The sequence below is a fragment of the Streptomyces sp. NPDC040718 genome (genome assembly GCF_055593565.1).
The window spans coordinates 84,278-105,522 of the sequence record NZ_JBVIXO010000010.1 but is presented as its reverse complement, the minus strand read 5'-3'; the positions used below and the strand labels follow the sequence as shown (position 1 = coordinate 105,522).

The following is a 21,245-nucleotide window of genomic DNA, read 5'->3' as shown; positions in this document are numbered from 1 at the left end:
GGTTCCGCTTAAGGCAGCGGAAAGGACGGCCTCAGGAAAGGCACCTCCCACCCGGTCGGAGTACCGGCGCGCCCTTCGGCACGGGAAGCCGCGCACACCCCGGAGAGCCTCTTTGACCTGCGCTTCCCGGGTGCGCTACTTCACTGGTCAACTCACGGGTCCCGGTTGGTGACCCGGGGGACGCGTTGGCTCTCGGGAGGCCCAGGCCATGAGCAGAAGGCGTTTCCGTACCAGGCTGATGACCGCGACGACCGCGACGGCCATACTTCTCGCCCTCGCCCCGGCGATGGCCGCCGCCGCGCGGCCCGGCGCCGACGGACCCGCGGACACCACCGTGCGCCGCGACCCGGCCACGGGGCACGCCCGGATGGTCTTCAAGTCGGGCGGATACCTCACCGAACCCGCCGCCACGCCGCCCGAGGAGGTGGCACTCGGCTACGTACGCGAACACCGCGAGCTCTTCGGCCTGTCCGAAGGGCAGGTGGAGCAGCTCGTCATCGCCTCCTCCTACCCGACGAGGCACAACGGCGCGCGCCAGGTGACCATCGGCCAGAGCATCGACGGCATGCGCGTCGAGGGCGGCCTGCTCACCGCCACCGTCGACAAGCGCGGCCGCCTGGTGATCATCGGCGGGGCCGCGGCGACCGGCGAACCGGCCGGCAGCGTCGAACTGACCGCGCAGGACGCCCTGGACGCGGCGGCCGACGCCCAGGGCGTACGGGTCCGGCGCGTGCTGAAGGGCTCCGACAACAGGGACAAGGGACGGCAGAAGTTCGCCAACCCCTACGCCCGGAGGCTGATGAAGCCCAACGACGTCACCGCCGAGCTGGTCTGGTACCCGAGCGGGTCCGGCCGCGAGCTGCACCCGGCCTGGCTCACCGACATCGAGGCCTCGGGCACCTCGTGGTACCAGACGCTGGTGGACGCCGAGGACGGCGACATCCTCAGCCGGGAGAGCCGCTACCACCACGACGGCCCCGAGGGCCGGGTGTTCACCGCGCAGCACCCGGACGTCCCCGGCGCCACCCGCGCGATCACCCCCTTCACGGGGCGGGACGGCTCCTGGGTGGCCGACCGGCTGACCCAGGGCAACAACGTCAACGCCTACCGGGACGAGGACGGGGACAACGCCGTCCCCGACACCGGGAACGACGCGCGCCGGCCGCAGTCGCCGCCCAGCGGCGACCCGGCCTACCAGCACTTCGACTACGCGTTCGGCGACGTCTGGCGCACCAACGCCGCCGCCACCCAGGCCAACCTCGACGCCGACGTCAACCCCGTCATCACGCAGCTCTTCTACTACAACAACGTGATGCACGACTACCTCTACACCCTGGGCTTCGACGAGGCCTCCCGCAACTTCCAGGCCTCCAACTTCGGCCGCGGCGGCGCCCAGAACGACGCCGTGCTCGCCGAGGCCCAGGACGGCTGGGACTTCGGCTGCGAGGACGACGCCACACCGCCGAACCGGATCCGCTGCCTCAACAACGCCAACTTCGGCACGCCCCCGGACGGCGCCAGCCCGCGCATGCAGATGTTCATGTGGCAGCCGTCGCGCCCGTGGCGCGACGGCTCGCTCGACGGCGACGTCATCGCGCACGAGTACGGCCACGGCGTCTCCAACCGGCTGGTCGGCGGCGGCGACCTCGGCGACGGCCCCCAGACCGGAGCGCTCGGCGAAGGCTGGAGCGACACGATCTCCTTCCTGAAGTGGGGCGACGCGGTCGTCGGCGAGTACGTCACCGGCAACGCCGCCCGGGGCATCCGCTCGCAGGCCTACGACACCTCCACCGAGGGCTGGGGCAGCTTCGACCCGGCCCGCGGCGTCCACCGCAACGGCGAGGTCTGGGCCGCCACCGTCTACGACATCCGCGAGGCCAAGGGCATCGCCTACACCCAGCAGATCGTCATCGACGGCATGAAGAACACCGTCCACCAGCCGAGCTACCTCGACGCCCGCGACGGCATCATGGCCGCCGACATGACCAACACCGGCGGCGCCAACCAGTGCCTGCTGTGGCGGGTCTTCGCGGGCCGCGGCATGGGCGCGAACGCCGCCTCCAGCGCCGACCAGCGGACCGTCACCGCGGACGGCACCGTCCCGGCCGCCTGCCTGCCCACCGCCGACGCCGGCGGCCCGTACACCACGGACGAGGGCGCCGACGTCACGCTCGACGCCTCCGCCTCGCTGAAGGGGACCGCCCCGTCGGCCGGCGCCCTGACGGCGTACGCCTGGGACCTCGACAACGACGGGCGGTACGACGACGCCACCGGCGTGACCACCCCCTTCTCCAGCGTCGGCCGCGACGGCGTCTTCACCGTCGGCCTGAAGGTCACCGACGGCGCCGGCAACACCGACACCGGCTCCACGACGGTCACCGTCAGGAACGTCGAACCGTCGGTCGTCCTCCAGGCCGTCCCCCCGGCCGCCGAGAACACCGAGATCACCCTGACCGGGAAGATCACCGACCCGGGCTGGCTCGACCCGCTCACCGCCACCGTCGACTGGGGTGACGGCAACGGCCCCCAGCCCCTGGACGGCACGCTGGAGAACACCCGGCCCGATGCGACGCTGACCCTCACGGCCCCGCACACGTACGGGGACGACGGCACCTTCGGCATCGAGGTGTGCGGCACCGACGACGACACCCGCAGCTGCGCCGTCACCGACGCGGTGATCGGCAACACCGCCCCGACCGCCGCGATCGCCCCCGACGGCCAGACCACGTACAACGGCCAGAAGGCCTACGTCGCCCACGCGGGCGTCCCGGTCGAGGTCACCGGCTCCTCGGCCGACCCCGGCAGCGACGACCTCACCCTGACCTGGAACTGGGGAGACGGCACCTCGGACGACCTGGTCTCCCTGGTGAACCCCCCGGCCACCGACCCGGACCCGAGCCCCTCGGTCCAGCCGCGCGCCCTGACGGCGAAGAAGTCGCACGCGTACGCGGCCGCCTGCCTGTCCACCCTCACCTTCACCAGCCGGGACGACGACGGCGGCAGCGCCTCCGACACCGCCGCGGTCATCACCACCGGCAACACCAGGCAGGCACACAACCAGGCCTACTGGATGAAGCAGTACGACGGCCTGGCACCCGACGACTTCACCCCCGCCCAGCAGCAGTGCCTGCTGGACGTGGCCTCGTTCATGAGCACGGTCTACGGCCCGCTGACCCGCGCCCAGGCGTACGCGGTCCTCGCCAACGGTTCGCCCGAGCCCAGGAAGCTGCTGTCCCAGCAACTGCTGGCGGCGTGGCTGAACTTCGCCAACGGGTCGTACGACCTGACCACCCGGGTGGACACGGACGGCAACTGGCTCCCGGACTCGACCTTCGGGGCGGCCGTCGCCGCGGCCGAGGCCGTCTACAACAATCCGGCGGCCACCCGGCTCCAGTTGCAGAAGCAGGTGGACACCCTGCTGCGGTTCAACGTCCGTGACGGCGGTTGACCGCCGCCTGGCCTGCCTCGCCGCCCTCGCACTCCTCACCGGGTGCGGGAGCGGCGTGCCGGAGGCCGCGCGGCCGGGCACTCCGGCGACGGGCACTCCCGTGACCGGCACGGGCGCCACCCCGGGCCCACCCGCTCCGGCACGCGGCCGGGTGCTCGGCCCGGCGGACGACGGCTTCACGGGACGGCTCGCCGTGGGTGAGACGGCCCTGCTGCGGCTGCCCGGGCGGGAAGAGCGGCAGCCGGTCCTCACCGGCGGATCCGTGCTGCTGATCCGGATCGAGAACCTGGCGCGGTCCGGCCACCGGGACTGGGAGATCCGGGCCGTGAGCCCCGGCACCAGCCGGATCTCCGTACCCCGGGCGGACCGCACACCGGCCGCCCTGACCCTGGTGGTCGGCTGAGGGGCCGACGGGCCCGCGCCGGACGCGGGCCCGTGCCGGGTCAGGCCGCGGTCCAGCCACCGTCCATCGGCACCGACGTGCCGGTGACATGGCCCGTGTGCGGCCCGCAGAGCCACAGGGCGACCGCCGCCACCTCCTCGGGCTCGATCAGCCGCTTGATCGCGGAGCCCCGCAGCAGCACCTCGGCGACCACCCGGGAGGCGGGGATGCCGTGCGCCTCGGCCTGGGCGGCGATCTGCCGCTCCACCAGCGGGGTGCGCACGTAGCCGGGGCTCACGCAGTTGCTCGTCACCCCGTGCGGGGCGCCCTCCAGGGCGGTCACCTTGCTGAGCCCCTCCAGCGCGTGCTTGGCGGTCACGTACCCGGATTTGAAGGCGCTCGCCCGCAGCCCGTGGACGCTGGAGATGTTGACCACGCGCCCCCAGCCGCGCCCGTACATGTACGGCAGGGTCCGCCGCAGCAGCAGGAACGGGGCGGTGACCATGACCTTCTGGATCAGTTCGAACCGCTCGGGCGGGAAGTCCTCGATCGGCGCGACGTGCTGCAGCCCGGCGTTGTTGACGAGGACGTCGGCCTCGGCGGGCAGCCGGCCGATCGCGTCCGCGTCGGCGAGGTCGACGGCATGGGCCCGCCCGCCGACGAGCTCCGCCACCGCCCCGGCGGCCCGCGCGTCCACGTCCACGACGTGCACGAAGGCCCCCGCGCCGGCGAGCGCCACCGCGCAGGCCCGCCCGATGCCGCTGCCGCCGCCGGTCACCAGGGCCACGCGCCCCGCGAGGACGGGCGCCGTTCCACCGGATGAGGTGCTGATCTCGCTGCTCATGCCCCGAACGTTAGGGACGTGCACGACCCCGTGCCGATGTGCGCCACCGCCACACTCGGCGGCCGCGCTGTGGCGGCGGGCACCACCGCGGGCCGGCCCGGGGCGCGGTGGTGCCCGCCCCGGGCCGCCCGTCCTACTGGTGGGGGCGCCAGTTCGGCAGGCCGGCCGACGAGGGACGCCAGGCCATCACCTGTGCCAGGTGGCGCAGGATCTCCTCCGCCTCCCGTCGGACCTGGCCGGGCACGTCGCCGCGCTCGCGTACGAGCTGGGCGTAGATCGGCGCATCACTGCTGGTGCTGCTCACTTAGGATTCACTCCCCTGAAGCCGGCACCGCGGGCCGGGCGGCACAAGTGTAGGCGGCGGCCTGGCGGCAGCCGAACAGAGGTCGGTACGGGCGGAGATGGGCGTTCACGAGCACTGGGTCCCGTCCGCCGGAACGGTGCCGTCGACGAGGAACGCGTCGACGGCCTTGGTGGCGCAGGAGTTCTTCCCGTAGGTGGCGTGCCCCTCGCCCTTCACGGTGAGGTTGACGCCGACGCCCCGGCCGAGCGAGTCCGCCATGCGCTTGGCACCCTCGACGGGGGTGGCCGGGTCGCCCGTGTTGCCGATCACCACGATCGGGGCCGCGCCCTCGGCGGCGACCTGCGGCTTGTCGCCGGTGCCGCGGACCGGCCACTGGGAGCAGCCGAGCAGGCCCTCCACCATCTCCGGCCCGAACACCGGGGAGGCCGCGCGGAAGGCGGGCTCCTGCGCGGTCTTCTCCTCGACGGTGTACCGGCGGCTGGTGTCGACGCAGTTGATCGCCGCCTGCGCGGCCTGCGAGTTGTCGTAGCGCCCGTCCTCGCCGCGCCCGGTGTAGTAGTCCGCGAGCATCAGCAGGTTGTTCCCCGTGCCCAGCTGGCGCAGCTCGCCGAGTCCCTGGACGAGGTACTCCCAGGTCTCCTTGTCGTAGAGGCTGGCGGCGATGCCGGTGAGCGCGAGGTCGGAGGTCAGCTTGCGGCCGCTCTCCGTGGCGGCGGGCTTCGCCTTCAGCTTCTCCAGCAGTTCGCTGATCCGCTTGTTGCCCTCGGCGTCGCTCGGGCCGGTCGGACAGTTGGCGGTGTACTTGTCCCGGCAGTACTTCATGGCGTGCTCCAGCGCCAGCTGGAAGCCCTTCGCCTGGCCGAGGCTGATCTGGGCCTCGTCCGCGGTGGGGTCGACGACGGCGTCGAACACGGTGCGGCCGACGTTCTTCGGGAACAGGTGGGCGTAGACGCCGCCCAGCTGGGTGCCGTACGAGATGCCGAAGTAGTTCAGCTTCCGGTCCCCGAGGACCTGGCGCATCAGGTCCATGTCGCGGGCCGTGTCGGCCGTGCCGACGTGGGGGAGCAGCTTCGCGGACTTCTGCTTGCAGGCGTCGGTGAACTTCTTGATGTCGTCGAGGGTGTTGCCGGATCCCGGGTCCTCGTCGAGCGTCCTGTCGTCCAGGCACAGCACCGGTGCGCTGTTGCCCACGCCGCGCGGGTCGAAGCTGACCAGGTCGTAGACCGCGCCCAGCTTCTTGTACGCGTCCGCGGCCTGCGGGAGCGTCCGGACGCCGGAGCCGCCGGGGCCGCCGAAGTTGTAGACGAGGGAGCCGATCCGCTTGCCGGCGTCGGTGGCCTTCTTGCGGATCAGGGCCACGTCGATGCTCTCGCCGGCCGGCTTGGCGTAGTCCAGCGGCGCCTTCATGCTCGCGCACTCCCAGGCCGCGCCCGGGGCCTTGCCGCCGCCCTGGGCCGCCGACGGGGCCGGGCAGGTCCGCCACTCGGGCTTCTGCCCGGTCAGGGCGGCGGGGAGCGGGGGCAGCGGGGCGGGCGCCGTGGCGCCGGCCGACCCGGAGGGCTTCGCCTGCGCCGGAGCCTTCGCATCGCTGCCGCAGGCCGCCAGGGCGGGGACCGCCAGCAAGGAGGCGGCGGCCAGGACCGCCGCCCGGACGGGGCGGCGTATGAGGTGGGGCATGCGTGGGCTCCTGCGCGGTTCGGAGGGCATGGGTAAACGAAGGACAAAGTGTAGGGGCGGATTCCGGTCAGTCTTCGCCGGGGTCCGTCCCCTGTCCGGCGGCCCCCGCGCCCGCCGCCTCCCGGGCCCGGTACCGGCCCGGAGTCGTACCGAACTCGCGGCTGAAGGCGTGCGACAGCGCGTACGGCGAGCCGTAGCCGACCCGGCGCGCCACCGCGGCCAGCGGATCCCCGGTGTCGCGCAGGAGGGCGGCGGCGAGGTTCAGCCGCCACCAGGTGAGGTACGCCATCGGAGGCCGCCCCACCAGGGCCGTGAACCGCCGCGCCAGCGTCGGGCGGGACACGCCCGCCTCGGCGGCCAGCCGTTCGTTGGTCCACGGGGCGGCCGGGTCGGCGTGCAGCGCCCGCAGGGCCGCGGCCGCCACCGGATCCCCCAGTACGGCCGGCCAGCTGCCCGCCGCGCCCTCGGCCGTCAGCCAGGAGCGGATCATGTAGACGAGGAGCAGGTCGAGCAGGCTGGGCACCGCGACGCCGGCCCCCGGCCGCTGCCCGCCGAGCTCGCGGCCCAGCAGATCGATCGCGGAGCGCAGTTCGGGATGGCGGCCCACCCGGTTCGGCAGGTGGACCACCGGCGGCAGCTCCGCCATCAACGGATGCGCCCGGCTGCGGTCGAGCCGGTACTTGCCGCACAGCATCTCCACCGCGCCGGCGCCGCCGCCCCGGGGCCCGGGGCCCCGCCACCCCGCCCTGAGCGACTCGAACGGCACCGCCCGCGCCACGGCCCGCGCGTCGGCGGGGGAGTCGGCGATCACGTGGCCCGTGCCGTGCGGGAGCAGCACCGCGTCACCCGCGCCCAGCGACACGGGCGGGCCGCCGTCGGGCAGCAGCCAGCAGCCGCCCTCCAGAACGACGTGGAAGCCGGCGCCGTCGTACGGGGCGAACCGCGCGCACCAGCTGCCGTCCACCCGTATCCGGTCGGACGAGGGCCTGCCGACCCGTACGGCCGAGATCGCGTCGCTCACCACATCCACCGCGCCAGCCTAGCGAAGGCGCTCGGCGTGAGCCGCTCCCGTATTCCGAAGAGCATCCGGAGCATTGAGCCGCTCACCGGAGCCTTCGTACAGTGACGATCATGGAGAACACGAACGGGAACGGCATGGTCCTCGGCGACGTCGAGGTCATCCGGGTGATCGAGTGGCAGGGACCCTTCGGCCCGGTGACGGACCTGGTCCCCCAGGCGGGGGAGCGGACGTGGAAGGACAACGAGCACTGGCTGGCCCCCGACCACATGCGGGCGGAGGACGGCCGGGCGGTGATGGCCCTGCAGACCTGGGTCCTGCGCAGCGGCGGCACCACCGTCGTCGTCGACACCGGCGTGGGCAACGGGCGCGAGCGCCCCGGCACCCCGCTGTTCCACCGGAGGGAAGGCGACTTCCTGGGAGCCCTGGCCCGGGCGGGCGTCGACCCGGGGGACGTGGACTACGTCGTCAACACGCACCTGCACGCCGACCACGTCGGCTGGAACACCGTCGACGCCGCCGGGGAGTGGATACCCGCCTTCCCCAACGCCCGCTACCTGATCCCGGCCGCCGACGACCACCACTTCGGCCCGCGCGGCGGGTACGCGAAGGGGGCGCGGGAGGACGACCGGCTGATCTACGAGGACAGCGTCGCGCCCGTGCACCGGGCCGGGCAGGCCGTGCTCTGGGAAGGGTCCCACCGCATCGACGAGCACCTGACCCTGGAGGCCGCCCCCGGCCACACGCCCGGTTCGTCGGTGCTGCGGCTGGCCTCCGGCGGTGACCGGGCCGTCTTCGTCGGCGACCTCGTCCACAGCCCGGTCCAGATCCTCGCCCCCTCCTGCAACAGCTGCTTCTGCGCGGACCCGCGGCAGGCCGCCGCCACGCGCCGGCAGGTCCTCGGCCGGGCCGCGGACCTGCGGGAGCTGGTGGTGCCCGCCCACTTCGGCGGAGGGGGAGCCGTCGAGGTCCGCCGGGAGGGAGCGGGCTTCGGCATCAGCCGGTGGGCGTGACCGTCGGGCGTGATCAGCGGGCGTGATCAGCGGGCGTGATCAGCGGGCGTGACCGGCGGCCGTGATCCGGGCCGGATTGCGGAATCGGATCATCCGACTGTTACGGTCCGGGGCATGCCCGAACTGGTCGCCCCCGCCCCCCGCCTGTATTCCTCCTGGCTCTCCGCGCAGGAGGAATGGGGGCCCGACGCCCACATGGACGGGGCCGGGCTGGGCTCCGCCGACGACGTCACGACCCCGCAGGGCTTCGCCGACTGGACCGACAAGCTCCGCCGCCAGGCCGACCGCACGGCGCCCGTCGAGCAGGGCCGGGTCCACGCCAGCCACTGGTGGATCACCGAGGGCGACACCTACCTCGGCGCCATCGACCTGCGGCACTACCTCAACGCCTTCCTGCTCGACGCGGGCGGCCACATCGGCTACAGCGTCCGCCCCTCGGCGCGCGGGCGCGGCCTGGCCACCTGGGCCCTGGGCGAGGTGCTGCACGAGGCGCGGCTGCTCGGCACGGACCGGGTCCTGCTCACCTGCGACCCCGGCAACGAGGCCTCCGCCCGCACCATCGAGCGCAACGGCGGCGTCCTGGAAGACGTGCGCGAGACCCTGGTCGGCCCGAAGCGCCGCTACTGGATCACGCTCTGACGGGAGCGGCCGGCGAGTCCTGCGCCAGCCCGGAGGGGCCCAGCGCGCGCAGCATCGCGGGCAGGTCCCAGCGGCCGCAGGCGCAGTCGGCGGCCAGCTCCTCCAGCGCCCCGGGCGTGAGCTCGCGGCGCACGGCGGCGTCCAGCAGCCCCGCCGCGGTCTCCCGGCGGTCGGCGGCCGGGGCGCAGCGGCAGCCGTCCCAGATCCCGTGGAAGAGCAGGTCGAGCACCTCCCGGCGCTCCGCGAAACGGCTCATCCCGCAGTCCAGGCCGTCGTCGTCCAGGTCGTCCGGATAGGGCGCCCGGGCCCAGGAGCCGTTCTCGTACCAGTAGACGCAGCCGAGCTCCCAGCTGCCGAGCAGGTCGCGCAGGGTCTCGTACGGCAGCCAGTCCGGGGCCTCCGCCAGCATGTCCACGGCCGGCTCGTGCCATTTCACGCCGCTCGACTCGTCCTCGCCGTAGAGCACGTACCGGCCCCCTCCCATCGGGGCGAAGGTCCACCAGGTGCAGCCGCAGTCGTCGAGGTGGAGCCCCTCCGCGTCGACCCAGTGCCCCGTGCGGTGGACGCCCTGGCCCTCGGCCTCGGTGGTGGCCCCCAGCACCGCGGTCAGGGCCCAGTGCGCCCAGAGCACCTCGGCGGGCGGCAGGTCCCCGGGCAGGCCGGGGCGGTGGATGGTCATACCGGTGGAAACCCCCTGGAGGTGACGGCCGTTCGCCGCCCGAGCCTACCGGGCCGGCGCCGGAAGGCCGCCGCGGGCCGGAGCCCGCGGCGGCCCGCCCTCATCGGGCGTTGCGCTCCGGCAGGTCCACGTCGGCCGGGGCCGCAGCGAAGCCGCGGGCGGTGGCCTTCACCGGCTTCTTGCCGCAGAAGGCCCCTTCGAGGGTGCCGCCCAGGGCGGTGTTCGCCGCGCCCTGGTTCGAGGTGTTCGCCATGGCGGTGAGGGTGCGGGCGCCGTCGCGCGTGGCGAACGCGTAGGTGTAGAAGCCCTGCACCGTGCCCGTGTGCCCGTAGACCGACGTACCGCACGACAGGTCGTAGCGGCGCAGGCCCAGCCCGTAGAAACGGGTGTTGGTCGCGTCGGTGGGGGTCATGGCCAGCATCTGGTCCAGCAGCGCGGGCGCCACCAGCTTCCCGCTCACCAGCGCGGACATGAAGGTGGCGAGATCCGCCGGGTTGGAGATCATCGCACCGGCCGACTGGGCCCACGACACCGTCTGTTCGGTGGAGTCGACCAGCGGGGCGCCGGCCTCGTCCGGGGTGAGGTACCCGTGCGTGTGCAGTCCCTTGATCTTCGCGTCGGGGTGCACGTACGAGGTGTTGCGCAGCTTCAGGGGCTTGATGATGCGGCGCTCGTACTCCTTGGCCACCGGCCGGCCGGTGGCCTTCTCGATGAGCATGCCGACGACCACGAAGTTGGTGTTCGAGTACTTGTACGCGACGCCCGGCTCCGTCGTGCGCGGCTCGGCCAGGGAGAGCTTCACCAGCTCGTCGTAGCCGAACACCTTGTTGCGCACGGCCTCGAAGCCGGGAACGGTCTTGTCGAACATGGCGTTCGTGTAGTCCGCCAGCCCGCTGCGGTGGTTCAGCAGGTGCCGCACGGTGATCCGGTCGTCGGGCAGCAGGCCTGGCAGGTAGCGGTTGACGGGCTGGTCCAGTTCGATCTTCTTCTCGTCCACGAGCTGGAGCAGCACGACCGTCGAGAACGTCTTGGTGACGCTGCCGATCCGGAAGCGGGCCTGGGGGTCCATGGCCTGGCCCGTGCCCCTGTCGCGCACCCCGACCTTCTCGACCAGGGCGTTCTTCCCCTCGCCGATGCGGGCCAGCGCGCCGGGGGCCCCGGCGGCGGCGGTGTTGCGCAACGCCTGGGACACGGCCTCCAGATCGGGCTCCGGCAGGGTGGCGGTGGCGGCCGTCCCGGCGGCCTGCGGGAAGGCGGCGGGCGCGGCCTGGGCGGTGGTGGCGGGCACCACGGCGGCGACCGTGGCCAGCAGGGCGGCGCTGACGGCCAGACGGCGGTTGTAAGGCAGGGGCACGGTGTTCCTCGTACTCGGTCGGTGCGGTACCCGGACCCGGAGGCCGGCCGCCGGTGGTGAGGGGCGGGCGGCGCTTCGAGTCGATCAAGGTCCTACGCAAGATGATGCAGAGCAGGGCATTGAGGTTCCGGCCGAAGCCCTGTCATTTTCAGTCAGAAAATGGCTTGTTGGCGGCCCGTAGGATCGGAGCATGACGACGACCTACGTGCTGGACGGCGAGCGGATCCGGACCCTGGACGACTTCTGGCTGGTGATAGGAGAGGCCGTCAACGGCCCCGGCGGCTACTTCGGCAAGAACCTCGACGCCTTCAACGACTGTCTGCGCGGCGGGTTCGGCACACCGGAGGACGGATCCTTCACGGTGGAGTGGCACGACCACCGGCAGTCCCGGCGGGCCCTGGGCCACGCGGAGACCGCCCGGATACTGGAGGACCGGCTGCGCCGCTGCCACCCCACGAACCGCGAACGGGTCGCCCGGGACCTCGCGGCCGCCCGCGAGGGCCGCGGCCCGACGGTCTTCGACCGGCTGGTGGACATCATCGAGTACCAGGCCCCCGGCGCCCTGGTACTGCGCTAGGCCGTGCCCGTCGGACCAGGCCGGGTCCGGCCCGGCAGCTGGCGCCCGGCGGAATCCGCCCGGCCGAAATATGATTGCCCTGGATCTTCGCGCGGCGGGAGCAGGGAGACCATGCACATACCCCGGAGGGGTCCGTGACCCCTCGGCGCCAACCGCACCGGCCCGACAGCGCCGACCTGCTGAGCATGCTGGGCCGGCTCAGCGCCCAGGCGCGGGAAGGGGCGAGGTTCCAGCACGCCCGGGTGGAGCTGGCCGAGGCCCTCCAGCGCGAGATGCTGCCCTCCTCCCTGCCCGTCCTGCCGGGGCTGCGCACGGCGGCCCGCTACGCGCCCGCCCAGCACGGCCTGGAGATCGGCGGCGACTGGTACGACGGCTTCCGTGTGGCCGAGGACGCCCTCGCCTTCTCCATCGGCGACGTACAGGGGCACGACGTGGCCGCCGCCGCCTTCATGGGGCAGGTCAGGGTCTGCCTGCGCGCCGTCGGGGCCGTCGTCACCGACCCGGGCGAGGTGCTCGGCCGGGCCAACGACGTACTGCTCTCCCTCGACAGCGAGCTGTTCGCCACGTGCAGCCTGCTCCGCTACGACCCGCGCACCGGCGACCTCGCCAGCGCCCGGGCCGGCCACGTGCCGACCGTCTGGGCCACCACCGCCGGCCGGTACGGCGTGGCCGAGGACGCGGGCGGACCGCCCCTGGGCACGGTCCCCGGGGCTCGGTACTCGGTCACCCGGCGCCGGCTGACCGAGGCGGGCTCGATCGTCCTGCTGACCGACGGTGTGGTCGAGGGCCCGGCCTTCCCGATCGAGGTCGGCCTGGAGCGGGTGGTCCGGATCGTCAGGGAGGCGGCCGGCGGCGACCCCGACGAGCTGGCGGCCGAGGTGATGAAGGTGGCCGACTCCACCGGCCACGCCGACGACGCCGCGGTGCTCGTGCTCAGCCACGACGCGGTGGGCCCCTGATCCCCGCCGGGCGTGTCACGCCCCGCCCCGGCGGCCGGGCTGTTGTCTGATGCTGTGGTGCGCACCGTGCAATGGCGAGGTCCGTCCGAGGCGCTCGTCCGGATCCTCGGGGTCGCCGCCGCCTACTACCTGAGCGGCCGGCTCGGCCTGCTGCGGCAGGTGGTCGTCGAGGGCTCGGTCGTCACGCCCCTGTGGCCGCCCACCGGCGTCGCGCTCGCGGCCCTGCTCTGGTTCGGACCGCGGGTCTGGCCGGGCATCGCCCTCGGCACGTACCTCGCCATCGAGGGGATCAGCGCGTTCCGTCCCGTCGACCTCGCCATCGTCGCGGGGAACACCCTGGCCCCGCTGTGTGCCTACGCCCTGCTGCGCCGCGTGGGCTTCCGGCCCGAGCTCGACCGGCTCCGGGACGGGCTGGCACTGGTCTTCCTGGGCGGTCTGCTGCCGATGCTGATCAGCGCCACCGGCGGCGCCGGGACGCTGCTGCTCACGGGAGACCTGCCGACGGCGAAGTTCTGGGGCGTGTGGTCGGCCTGGTGGGCCGGGGACACCATGGGGGTGCTGCTGGTCACCCCGCTGCTGCTGGTCCTGCGCGTGGCCCGGCCGCCCCGGGACCCCTACCGGGTGGCCGAGGCGCTCGCGCTGCTGGTGGCGGCGGGGGTGGTGACGGCGGTCGCCACCCGCAGCGGCCTGTCGCTGCTCTTCCTGGTCTTCCCGCTGCTCATCTGGGCCGCGGTGCGCTTCCAGCTGGCCGGCAGCGCACCCTGCGCCCTGGTGGTGTCCGTGGTGGCCGTCGGGTCGGCGATCGACCGGGCCGGGCCCTTCGCCCACCACAGCCTGCTGGAGGTCATGGTCAACCTCCAGGCGCTCAACGGGGCGGCGGCCCTGACGGGACTGCTCCTGTCGGCCATGGTCACCGAGCAGAACAACGTCCGCCTCAAGATCGAGGAGGTGTGCGATGACCTGGCCGAGGTGGTGGCCCACCTCGCCCCCGGCCGGCGGGACGAGTGATCAGGGCAGCGGTACGCCCGGGTGATCAGGGCAGCGGTACGCCCCGGGCCGTGGTCCACAGCTCGTACCACTCCTCGTGGGTGAGCCCGGACGGGCCCAGGGCCGCGTCGCGGCAGGCGCGGATCCGGTCGGGGCGCGCGGTGCCGATCACCGGCGCGATGCCCGAGGGGTGCCTCGTCAGCCACCACAGCAGTACCGACTCCGGGGTGGTGTCCTTCTTCCGCGCCAGCGCTTCGAGCAGGGCGGCGGTGGCGTGCTCGGCCGGTGTCCGCTGCCGCCCCGTGAACCGGCCCTGGGCGAGCGCGCCCCAGGCCTGGAGCCGGATGCCGTGGTCGAGGCAGTGCTCCAGCGTCCCGACGGGGAAGCCGTGGCCGGCGCCCTCGGGGGTGTTGAGCAGCACCCCGGACTCCACCCAGGCGCGGCTGTACAGGCTCATCTCCAGCTGGTTGGCGACCAGCGGTACGTCCAGCCGCGCCTGGAGGCGGGCGATCTGGGCGGCGCCCATGTTGGACACCCCGAAGGCGCGCACCAGCCCCCGGCCGTGCAGGGACATCAGGGCGGACGCGATCGAGTCCGGGTCGGCGAGGGGGTCGGGGCGGTGCAGCAGGAGCACGTCGATGACGTCGGTCCGCAGCCGTTCGAGGCTCTCCTCGACCCGGCGGACGATGCTCGGGCCGCGCAGGTCGTACATGCCGGGGCCGCCGTCCCGGCCGGGCAGGCGGATGCCGCACTTGGTCTGGAGGGTGATCCGCTCCCGGAGTCCGGGCGTCCGGGCGAGGACCTCGCCGAAGGCCGCTTCGGCCTTGCCGTGCCGGTAGATGTCGGCGTGGTCGAAGGCGGTGATCCCGATGTCGAGGGCGGCGCGTATCGCCTCCTCGGCGGCGTCGACGTCCCGGGGGCCGTACGGGCCGGGCTCCCAGCTCCCGCCCAGCCCCATGCACCCGTACAGCAGCCGTCCGCCGCCCGTCACCGTCTCCGCGTTCCTCGTCACGGGCCCAGCCTAGGGAGTGTCCGCAAGGTGGCGCCGCCCGCCCGGGCGTCGCGGAGCCGGTTTGCGGACACCCCCTGGGCAGGGGGGTCAGTGGCGCCGCCGGTGGGTGCGGGCCTGGCAGGTCCGCCAGGTGACGGCGCCGGTCAGCCCGCCCAGCCACCACACCAGCACCGCGGGGGCGGCCGCGTACGAGGGCCACATCAGCCATCCCAGCGCCCAGCCGGTGGAGACGACCGCCAGCGGCGGTGCGGCCGCGTACGCCCACGCGGGCGCGCGGCGCACCAGTCGGACGGCGAGGCGGCCGAAGGCGAAGGCGGCCAGGGCGAAGCCGTTCAGCAGGAGCAGGCCTACGAGCCCCATGGTCGGCGCCTCCGGTTTCGGGAACGGGAGGACGATACGCCACCCGCCCCGGGACGGAGATGCTCGACAGCTCCTTGACTCCTCAAGCTTTTTCCCTGATGCTTGAGGAGTCAAGGAGGTGTCAATGAGTGATGCGCTGGATGTGTCCCTGCGCCTGGTGAAGGCCCAGACGGCCCTGGTGCGACGGTTCGACTCCCGACTGGGGTCGCTGTACGGAGTCAGCCTGGCCGACTTCATGGTCCTGCTCCACCTCGGGCGGGCGGAGGGCGGCCGGATGCGGCGCGTCGACCTCGCGGGGGCGCTGGGGCTGACGGCTTCCGGCGTGACCCGGGGGCTGGGCCCGCTGGAGCGGATCGGCCTGGTGGTGCGCGAGGCCGACGCCCGTGACGCGCGCGTGGCCTACGCGGCCCTGACGGACGCCGGCCGCCGGCGGCTGGAGGAGTGCCTCAAGGCCGCCGGCCAGGTCGCCTCAGAGGCCTTCGCGGCACCCGAGTGGGCGCCGGCGGACGTCGAGGCCCTCAGCGGCCTGCTCGCGCGCATGGGCGGCACCGGACTGCCCGAGGACCACGGCGCCGGGGCCTGACCGGCAGCCGGCCGCCGACCGGGGTCCCGCGGGCGCCGCCGTACGGGCCGGAGGGTTCCGAACCCTCCGGCCCGTACGGCCGTCCGGCGCCGGGACGGCGCCCGGCCCGGTACCGCTACCAGTAATGCCGTCGGCCTCCGATGGCGTGTCCGACGGATCCGAGGATCCACAGGACGAGGCCGACGAGGACCAGGATGATGCCGATGGTCCAGAGGATGGCTATGCCGGCCACGTAGCCGACGATCAGTAGGATGACACCCAGAATGATCATGGCTTCTCCGATCTCCGGTGGGCGTCTGCCCACTTCCGGCGCCGCAATGCGTCGGTCGCCGGTCGAAACGGAACCGGGCAGGCCGGTCGCCTCCCGCCGTGACGGCGCGACTACCCTGGGGTGAACACGCGGCGTCGAGGCGCCGCGACGCATTCGATTCAGGGGGAATGGAATGGCACTTCAGCCTGCCGTCGTCGATCTGCTGGAACTCAGCCCGGACTTCATACGGGACCCGTACCCGGTCTACGCGGCGCTGCGGGAGCGGGGACCCGTCCACCACGTACTGACGCCCGACGACGAGCACATGTGGCTCGTCGTCGGCCACGAGGCCAGCCGTGCGGCCTTCACCGACCCGCGGCTGAGCCGCGACTGGCACCGGTCCGGGGACGTCGGCCAGATCATCAACGTCGAACAGGACCACCCCGCGCTCGCCCACATGCTCATGGCCGATCCGCCGGACCACACCCGGCTGCGCCGCCTGGTCGCCCGGGCGTTCACCCCGCGCCGGATCGAGGCGCTGGCCCCGCGCATCCAACAGATCACCGACGAACTCCTGGACGCCATGGCGGGGAACGAGGCGCGCCGGGCCGACCTCGTGGAGGCCTTCGCCTTCCCCCTGCCGATGACCGTCATCTGCGAACTGCTCGGTGTGCCCGCCCTGGACCGCGAGGCCTTCCGCGGCTGGTCCAACGAGGCGGTCGCCCGCACCAGCGCGGAAGCCGAGGCCGCCGCGTACGAGGAGATGACCCGGTACCTGACCGAGCTCATCGACGCCAAGCGCGCCGAACCGGGCGACGACCTGCTCAGCGCGATGATCCACGCCGTCGACGAGGGCGGCGACCGGCTCTCGCCGTCCGAGCTGATCGGCATGTGCGTCCTGCTGCTCATCGCCGGGCACGAGACCACCGTCAACATGATCGGCAACGGGATGCGCGCGCTGTTCGCCCACCCCGACCAGCTCGCCGACCTGCGCGCGGACCTCGGCCTGCTGGACGGAGCCATCGAGGAGATGCTCCGGTACGACGGGCCGGTGGAGACCTGCACCGAGCGACTCGCCCTGGAAGACGTGGAGATGGGCGGGGTGGTGATCCCCAAGGGTGCCGCCGTCCTGATCGCCATGGCGGACGCGGACCGCGACCCGGCGCGCTTCGAGGACCCGGACCGCTTCGACATCCGCCGTGACGCGCGCGGCCACATCGCCTTCGGCCACGGGCTCCACTACTGCCTCGGCGCGCCCCTGGCGCGGATGGAGGGCCGCATCGCCCTCCGCTCCCTGCTGGAGCGCTTCCCGGACCTCGACGGCGACGCCGACGCGGTCGAGCTGTCCTGGGTGCCCGGCATGCTGATCCGAGGCGTACGGGAACTCCCCGTCCGCTGGTGACCGGTGCTCCGGATCCGGTCCGGCCGGTGCGTGCCCGGCGGACCGGATCCGGAGGGGACGGACCGCGCGGGGCGCCCTACTCCGGGGCGCGCAGGTGCCGTTCGGCCGCCAGGACGGCTTCGTGCGTGGTGGGACGGCCCATCAGGACGCACAGGGTGTAGGCCACGTCGTCCATGGCCCGCAGCGTGCCCGGGTCCGCGGGGGCGGCCGCCAGGCGGGCCTGGCAGCCGCGCAGGCGCGACAGGACCTCCTCGGTCCGCAGCCGGCTGGGCAGGATCCCGACGCCCCGGAAGGCGCCCGCCGGCAGCGGGGTGCGGGCCGCCTGCACGGCCCTGTGCAGGGCCCGCGCGACCCGCCCCGGCACCGGCAGGCCCAGCGAGTCGGCCACCATCGCCTCCGCGGCCTGGGGCGCGGTGATCCGGGCCCGGTCGGCCGCCGCCAGCAGGATCTGCTTCGCCTCGCGGGCCGAACACGGTGCCGCGGCCATCACCAGACCCAGCGCCCACAGCTCGGTCGGCGCCTGCCCGAGAGGCCGTTCCGCGAGGGGACGCCCCGGCGCCGCGAGGGCGGCGGCGGACGGCGGGTCACCAGGAGACGCCACGTGAGGATCCCTTCGGCGGGGCAGGTGCCCTCTCACGCTGACACAGCCGCCGGGGATCCGCACTTCCCCGTTTCGCGCGGCTGTCGCCGGTCAGAACGCCGAGTTGGCGAACCAGCGGTCGAGCAGCTCCTCGTCCCCCGTGGTCGCGACGCCCGGCGCCGTACGGTCCAGCCGGCCGTAGAGCACGAGCAGGAGGTCCGCGGCGCCCGCCCGGACCTCCGCGTCCGCGGGTGCCGCGAGGGCGTCCGCGTCGAGGCCGAAACCGTCGGGCCGCAGCCGGACCAGCCAGGTCCCGTCCGTGTCGGCGCACCGGAACCGGATCGCCTCGCCGGATCCGCGCAGGTGCGCGACCCTGGGCGCGAACAGCGCGGCGAAGGGCAGGTTGGCCAGGAACTCGTCCACGCCGTCCCGCGCGAGCCCGGGGTCGACGACCGAGGCCAGGCCGAGTGCCCGTTCGGCGTCGACGCGGTGCACCAGGGTCTCGAACAGCATCCGGCGCACCCAGAACCGGGCGTGCCCGTCCGCGCCCCACACCCACATCGGGGCGTCCAGATCGATGCCCGCGAAGACCTCGGCCGCCTCGGCGGCGCCCGCCCTCAGCCATTCGGCGTAACCGTCCTGCCGCTCGGGCAGGCCCAGTTCCACTTCGCGGCCGGCCGGGGGCTGCTGGATCCGCTGCCGCAGCAGCACCGAGAACCAGCGGTGCACCCCGCCGGCGTGCCGGACCAGGTCGGCCAGCGTCCAGCCGGGGCAGGTGGGTACGGGGACCGTCAGGTCGGCGTCCGCGAGCAGGGCCGCGAAGCGGGCGGTCTCCGCCGAGACCGCCGCCCCGTGGTCGATCCGGTCGGCAGTGTGCATGGTGGGGGAGTCCTTCCGTCCTGTCGTTCGCGCTCCGCCGGCACTCTTTCACAGGCCCGCGGCGGCGGCTTCACCGGCTGCCGCCGGCCGGACCCTCCCACAGGCCGCGCAGGTGGGCGTGGAGCACCTCCTCGGCCTCCCGCGGGTCGAGGTGCCCGATCAGGACGTGCGTGGTCAGGCCGTCCGCGAGGGCGAGGACGGCGCGGGCCTCCCGCCGCGGATCGAGGCCCGCCGGTCCCTGCGCGTCCTCGCCGGCCTCCGCGATGAGCTGGGCGAACGCCGCCTGGAGGGCCGCGTAGTTCGCCCGCAGCGTCTCGGCCAGCGACGCGCTGACGGCGGCCTGTGCGACGAAGGCCAGCCAGACCCGGGCCTCGGCCCGGTGCTCCTCGCGGAGCAGCGCGACCTCGGTGGCCGCGTGGCCCAGGGCGGACGCCGGCGACTGGGCGGGGCTGCGGACCAGCCGGGCCCGTACGCGTTCGCCGATCGCCTCGCCGACGTACCCGAGGGCGAAGAGCAGCATCTCCTCCTTGGTGCCGAAGCACCGCTGCACGGCGCCCATCGACACCTGCGCGCGGGCCGCGACGTCGCGCAGCGTGACGCCCTCCAGTCCGCGTTCGTCGGCGAGGCGGCAGACGGCCTCGGCGATGAGACGGCGCCGCCCCTCGTGGTCCACCAGCCTGGGCATCGCGCCCGCCTTCCTGTCCCGGCCCGTTCCGGCCGTCCGCCGTACGGGACTTCGTACCCGCCCCACTCTATTCGATGCGCACGCATCGGTTCCTCGGTTATGGTTCCGATGCAAGTGCATCAGATCAGGAACGAGCAGGGGAGCACCCGGACCATGCGGGAAACACAGGAAGCCCTCTGGCGGCAGTCGGCCGCCGAACAGGCACGGGCCGTACGCGGCGGCGAGGTCTCGGCCGTGGAACTCGTCCAGAGCCACTTGGACCGGATCGCCGAGGTCAACCCGGAGGTGAACGCCGTGACCCAGCTCATGGCGGACCGGGCACTCGAAGCCGCCGCCGGGACGGACCGCCGCCGGGCCGCGGGCGAGCCGCTCGGCCCGCTCGCGGGCGTGCCGTTCACGGTGAAGGAGACCACCCCCGTCGAGGGCGTGCCGACCACCTTCGGCGTCGAGCGCTTCCGGGGGCTCACCGCACCCGCCGACGCGCCCCCGGTGGCACGGCTGCGCGCCGCCGGCGCCGTACCGATCGGGCACTCCAACATGCCCACCCTGGTCCTCGCCGGGATGCACACGCGCAGCGAACTCTTCGGCGACACCGCCAACCCGTGGGACCGCACCCGAACCCCCGGCGGCACCAGCGGCGGCGACGCGGCCGCCGTCGCCACCGGCATGGCGGCGCTCGGCCTCGGCAACGACTCCGGCGGCTCCCTCCGCATCCCCGCCCAGTTCTGCGGTGTGGCCGGGCTCAAGCCCACCACCGGGCGCTTCCCGGCCGACCACCGCGTCCTCGGCCCCGACGACCCCGGCCCGGCGTCCCAGTCGCTGGTCACCGACGGCCCCCTGGCCCGCCGCGTGGGCGACCTGCGGCTCGCCTACGAGGCGCTGGCCGGCGCCGATCCGCGCGACCCCCGCGCCGTACCCGTCCCCGCGTACGGGCCCCCGCTCCCCGGCCCCGTGAAGGTCGCGGTGGTGGCCGACCCCGGCGGGCACGGCGTCCACCCCGCGGTCCGCGCGGCCGTCGCCGACGCGGCCGGCGCCCTGCGCGACGCCGGCTACGACGTGCGCGAAGTGGCGGACGTGCCCCGGCTGGACGAGGCCCTCGACGCGTACGACCGGATCACCATGACCGAATTCGCCCCGAGCTGGCCGGTGGTGCGCACGCTCCTGGGCGAGGGCGGGGACCGCTACATCCAGATGGCGATGGAGAAGACCCCTCCCGCCACCGCCGAGGAGCTCGTCCGGCTGATGGGCACCTGGCTGAACATCCGCCGCTCGTGGGCCGAATTCCTCGACGGGTACCCGCTGTTGCTCGGCCCCTCCTTCACCGAACCGCCCGTCGAGCCGGGGCTGGAGTCCCGCGACCGCGCCGGCCGGGACCGTGTCGCGTCGGGCATGCGGCTGTGCACGGCCACCAGCTTCGTGGGCCTGCCCGCCGTGGCCGTGCCGACCGGGCTGTACGACGGCCTGCCCGGCGGGGTGCAGATCGTCGGACGGGCCTTCCGGGAGGACCTGTGCCTCGACGCGGCCCAGGCGGTGGAGGACCGGCTCGGCGTCCTCACCCCCGTCGACCCCCGCCCCGCGGGCTGACACCGGCCGCCCGGTGCCGGCCCGCCCAC

Annotated in this window: 22 protein-coding genes; 10 read left to right on the top strand and 12 right to left on the bottom strand. The window is 74.0% G+C overall.

The window, feature by feature from the left end; genetic code table 11:
• The first annotated feature begins 208 nt into the window (after positions 1-208).
• The gene (locus ACZ597_RS24295; RefSeq protein ID WP_471333734.1) at positions 209-3,448 is read left to right on the top strand and encodes a M36 family metallopeptidase; all 3,240 of its coding nucleotides are present in this window, start codon (positions 209-211) and stop codon (positions 3,446-3,448) included.
• Entirely contained in the window at positions 3,435-3,851 is a 417-nt protein-coding gene (locus ACZ597_RS24290) for a hypothetical protein (protein ID WP_471333732.1), read from the top strand. The genes ACZ597_RS24295 and ACZ597_RS24290 overlap by 14 nt, the downstream gene beginning before the upstream one ends.
• 40 nt (positions 3,852-3,891) lie before the next feature.
• Here the strand turns inward: ACZ597_RS24290 and ACZ597_RS24285 are convergent, their stop codons facing one another.
• The 4 genes from ACZ597_RS24285 to ACZ597_RS24270 all read right to left on the bottom strand — a co-directional run bounded on the left by ACZ597_RS24285 (position 3,892) and on the right by ACZ597_RS24270 (position 7,685).
• Positions 3,892-4,674 carry a 3-hydroxybutyrate dehydrogenase gene (locus tag ACZ597_RS24285; RefSeq protein ID WP_471333729.1) on the bottom strand — a complete coding sequence of 261 codons (783 nt, stop codon included), beginning with the start codon at positions 4,672-4,674 and terminating at the stop codon, positions 3,892-3,894.
• A 133-nt stretch (positions 4,675-4,807) separates the two neighbouring features.
• A complete protein-coding gene (locus ACZ597_RS24280) occupies positions 4,808-4,978 on the bottom strand; it encodes a hypothetical protein (protein ID WP_007262051.1) in 171 nt (56 codons plus the stop codon).
• A 105-nt stretch (positions 4,979-5,083) separates the two neighbouring features.
• Positions 5,084-6,655, bottom strand: a complete 1,572-nt coding sequence (locus ACZ597_RS24275; RefSeq protein ID WP_471333727.1) for an alpha/beta hydrolase — start codon at positions 6,653-6,655, stop codon at positions 5,084-5,086.
• A gap of 67 nt (positions 6,656-6,722) precedes the next feature.
• Positions 6,723-7,685: an AraC family transcriptional regulator gene (locus ACZ597_RS24270; protein ID WP_471333724.1), complete on the bottom strand. Its 963-nt coding sequence runs from the start codon at positions 7,683-7,685 to the stop codon at positions 6,723-6,725.
• A 101-nt stretch (positions 7,686-7,786) separates the two neighbouring features.
• On the opposite strand from ACZ597_RS24270, the gene ACZ597_RS24265 reads away from it, so the two are divergent.
• Positions 7,787-8,686 (top strand): MBL fold metallo-hydrolase, encoded by a 900-nt coding sequence (locus tag ACZ597_RS24265; protein WP_471333721.1) that lies wholly within the window; start codon positions 7,787-7,789, stop codon positions 8,684-8,686.
• 114 nt (positions 8,687-8,800) lie between these two features.
• Positions 8,801-9,325 carry a GNAT family N-acetyltransferase gene (locus tag ACZ597_RS24260; protein WP_471333719.1) on the top strand — a complete coding sequence of 175 codons (525 nt, stop codon included), beginning with the start codon at positions 8,801-8,803 and terminating at the stop codon, positions 9,323-9,325.
• Here the strand turns inward: ACZ597_RS24260 and ACZ597_RS24255 are convergent.
• Together ACZ597_RS24255 and ACZ597_RS24250 are read right to left on the bottom strand one after the other, a co-directional pair.
• Complete coding sequence (locus tag ACZ597_RS24255) at positions 9,315-10,004, bottom strand: hypothetical protein (RefSeq protein WP_471333716.1); 690 nt, start codon at positions 10,002-10,004, stop codon at positions 9,315-9,317. The genes ACZ597_RS24260 and ACZ597_RS24255 overlap by 11 nt on opposite strands.
• A gap of 100 nt (positions 10,005-10,104) precedes the next feature.
• Entirely contained in the window at positions 10,105-11,358 is a 1,254-nt protein-coding gene (locus ACZ597_RS24250; RefSeq protein WP_471333713.1) for a serine hydrolase domain-containing protein, read from the bottom strand.
• Between the two features lie 190 nt (positions 11,359-11,548).
• On the opposite strand from ACZ597_RS24250, the gene ACZ597_RS24245 reads away from it, so the two are divergent.
• The 3 genes from ACZ597_RS24245 to ACZ597_RS24235 all read left to right on the top strand — a co-directional run bounded on the left by ACZ597_RS24245 (position 11,549) and on the right by ACZ597_RS24235 (position 13,902).
• Positions 11,549-11,935, top strand: coding sequence for a barstar family protein (locus ACZ597_RS24245; protein WP_471333710.1), 387 nt, complete (start codon positions 11,549-11,551; stop codon positions 11,933-11,935).
• 134 nt (positions 11,936-12,069) lie between these two features.
• Positions 12,070-12,894, top strand: a complete 825-nt coding sequence (locus tag ACZ597_RS24240; protein WP_471333708.1) for a PP2C family protein-serine/threonine phosphatase — start codon at positions 12,070-12,072, stop codon at positions 12,892-12,894.
• Between the two features lie 54 nt (positions 12,895-12,948).
• A complete protein-coding gene (locus tag ACZ597_RS24235) occupies positions 12,949-13,902 on the top strand; it encodes an MASE1 domain-containing protein (protein WP_471333705.1) in 954 nt (317 codons plus the stop codon).
• 25 nt (positions 13,903-13,927) lie between these two features.
• Here ACZ597_RS24235 and ACZ597_RS24230 read toward each other — a convergent pair whose 3' ends face one another.
• Both ACZ597_RS24230 and ACZ597_RS24225 read right to left on the bottom strand, forming a co-directional pair.
• The gene (locus ACZ597_RS24230; protein ID WP_471333703.1) at positions 13,928-14,893 is read right to left on the bottom strand and encodes an aldo/keto reductase; all 966 of its coding nucleotides are present in this window, start codon (positions 14,891-14,893) and stop codon (positions 13,928-13,930) included.
• A gap of 87 nt (positions 14,894-14,980) precedes the next feature.
• Positions 14,981-15,253: a hypothetical protein gene (locus tag ACZ597_RS24225; RefSeq protein ID WP_471333700.1), complete on the bottom strand. Its 273-nt coding sequence runs from the start codon at positions 15,251-15,253 to the stop codon at positions 14,981-14,983.
• Between the two features lie 124 nt (positions 15,254-15,377).
• Between ACZ597_RS24225 and ACZ597_RS24220 the strand changes: the two genes are divergently transcribed.
• Positions 15,378-15,836, top strand: a complete 459-nt coding sequence (locus ACZ597_RS24220; RefSeq protein ID WP_471333697.1) for a MarR family winged helix-turn-helix transcriptional regulator — start codon at positions 15,378-15,380, stop codon at positions 15,834-15,836.
• A gap of 115 nt (positions 15,837-15,951) precedes the next feature.
• Here ACZ597_RS24220 and ACZ597_RS24215 read toward each other — a convergent pair whose 3' ends face one another.
• Positions 15,952-16,107 (bottom strand): DUF6131 family protein, encoded by a 156-nt coding sequence (locus tag ACZ597_RS24215; RefSeq protein WP_401242781.1) that lies wholly within the window; start codon positions 16,105-16,107, stop codon positions 15,952-15,954.
• A gap of 172 nt (positions 16,108-16,279) precedes the next feature.
• On the opposite strand from ACZ597_RS24215, the gene ACZ597_RS24210 reads away from it, so the two are divergent.
• The gene (locus ACZ597_RS24210; RefSeq protein WP_471333695.1) at positions 16,280-17,488 is read left to right on the top strand and encodes a cytochrome P450 family protein; all 1,209 of its coding nucleotides are present in this window, start codon (positions 16,280-16,282) and stop codon (positions 17,486-17,488) included.
• A 76-nt stretch (positions 17,489-17,564) separates the two neighbouring features.
• Here ACZ597_RS24210 and ACZ597_RS24205 read toward each other — a convergent pair whose 3' ends face one another.
• The 3 genes from ACZ597_RS24205 to ACZ597_RS24195 form a co-directional block, all read right to left on the bottom strand.
• Positions 17,565-18,089 carry a DUF5133 domain-containing protein gene (locus ACZ597_RS24205; RefSeq protein WP_471333692.1) on the bottom strand — a complete coding sequence of 175 codons (525 nt, stop codon included), beginning with the start codon at positions 18,087-18,089 and terminating at the stop codon, positions 17,565-17,567.
• A gap of 90 nt (positions 18,090-18,179) precedes the next feature.
• The gene (locus ACZ597_RS24200) at positions 18,180-18,947 is read right to left on the bottom strand and encodes a maleylpyruvate isomerase family mycothiol-dependent enzyme (RefSeq protein WP_471333689.1); all 768 of its coding nucleotides are present in this window, start codon (positions 18,945-18,947) and stop codon (positions 18,180-18,182) included.
• 70 nt (positions 18,948-19,017) lie between these two features.
• Positions 19,018-19,632: a TetR/AcrR family transcriptional regulator gene (locus tag ACZ597_RS24195; RefSeq protein WP_471333687.1), complete on the bottom strand. Its 615-nt coding sequence runs from the start codon at positions 19,630-19,632 to the stop codon at positions 19,018-19,020.
• A 153-nt stretch (positions 19,633-19,785) separates the two neighbouring features.
• Here ACZ597_RS24195 and ACZ597_RS24190 point away from each other — a divergent pair, with 153 nt between their 5' ends.
• Positions 19,786-21,216: an amidase gene (locus ACZ597_RS24190; RefSeq protein WP_471333684.1), complete on the top strand. Its 1,431-nt coding sequence runs from the start codon at positions 19,786-19,788 to the stop codon at positions 21,214-21,216.
• Positions 21,217-21,245: the final 29 nt, after the last annotated feature.

What these genes read in the sequence shown, in the direction of transcription:
- ACZ597_RS24295 (WP_471333734.1), top strand. Translation starts at nt 209, where the DNA reads ATGAGCAGAAGGCGTTTCCGTACCAGGCTGATGACCGCGACGACCGCG.
- ACZ597_RS24285 (WP_471333729.1), bottom strand. Translation starts at nt 4,674, where the DNA reads ATGAGCAGCGAGATCAGCACCTCATCCGGTGGAACGGCGCCCGTCCTC.
- ACZ597_RS24275 (WP_471333727.1), bottom strand. Translation starts at nt 6,655, where the DNA reads ATGCCCCACCTCATACGCCGCCCCGTCCGGGCGGCGGTCCTGGCCGCC.
- ACZ597_RS24265 (WP_471333721.1), top strand. Translation starts at nt 7,787, where the DNA reads ATGGAGAACACGAACGGGAACGGCATGGTCCTCGGCGACGTCGAGGTC.
- ACZ597_RS24260 (WP_471333719.1), top strand. Translation starts at nt 8,801, where the DNA reads ATGCCCGAACTGGTCGCCCCCGCCCCCCGCCTGTATTCCTCCTGGCTC.
- ACZ597_RS24255 (WP_471333716.1), bottom strand. Translation starts at nt 10,004, where the DNA reads ATGACCATCCACCGCCCCGGCCTGCCCGGGGACCTGCCGCCCGCCGAG.
- ACZ597_RS24245 (WP_471333710.1), top strand. Translation starts at nt 11,549, where the DNA reads ATGACGACGACCTACGTGCTGGACGGCGAGCGGATCCGGACCCTGGAC.
- ACZ597_RS24225 (WP_471333700.1), bottom strand. Translation starts at nt 15,253, where the DNA reads ATGGGGCTCGTAGGCCTGCTCCTGCTGAACGGCTTCGCCCTGGCCGCC.
- ACZ597_RS24220 (WP_471333697.1), top strand. Translation starts at nt 15,378, where the DNA reads ATGAGTGATGCGCTGGATGTGTCCCTGCGCCTGGTGAAGGCCCAGACG.
- ACZ597_RS24215 (WP_401242781.1), bottom strand. Translation starts at nt 16,107, where the DNA reads ATGATCATTCTGGGTGTCATCCTACTGATCGTCGGCTACGTGGCCGGC.
- ACZ597_RS24210 (WP_471333695.1), top strand. Translation starts at nt 16,280, where the DNA reads ATGGCACTTCAGCCTGCCGTCGTCGATCTGCTGGAACTCAGCCCGGAC.
- ACZ597_RS24200 (WP_471333689.1), bottom strand. Translation starts at nt 18,947, where the DNA reads ATGCACACTGCCGACCGGATCGACCACGGGGCGGCGGTCTCGGCGGAG.
- ACZ597_RS24195 (WP_471333687.1), bottom strand. Translation starts at nt 19,632, where the DNA reads ATGCCCAGGCTGGTGGACCACGAGGGGCGGCGCCGTCTCATCGCCGAG.
- ACZ597_RS24190 (WP_471333684.1), top strand. Translation starts at nt 19,786, where the DNA reads ATGCGGGAAACACAGGAAGCCCTCTGGCGGCAGTCGGCCGCCGAACAG.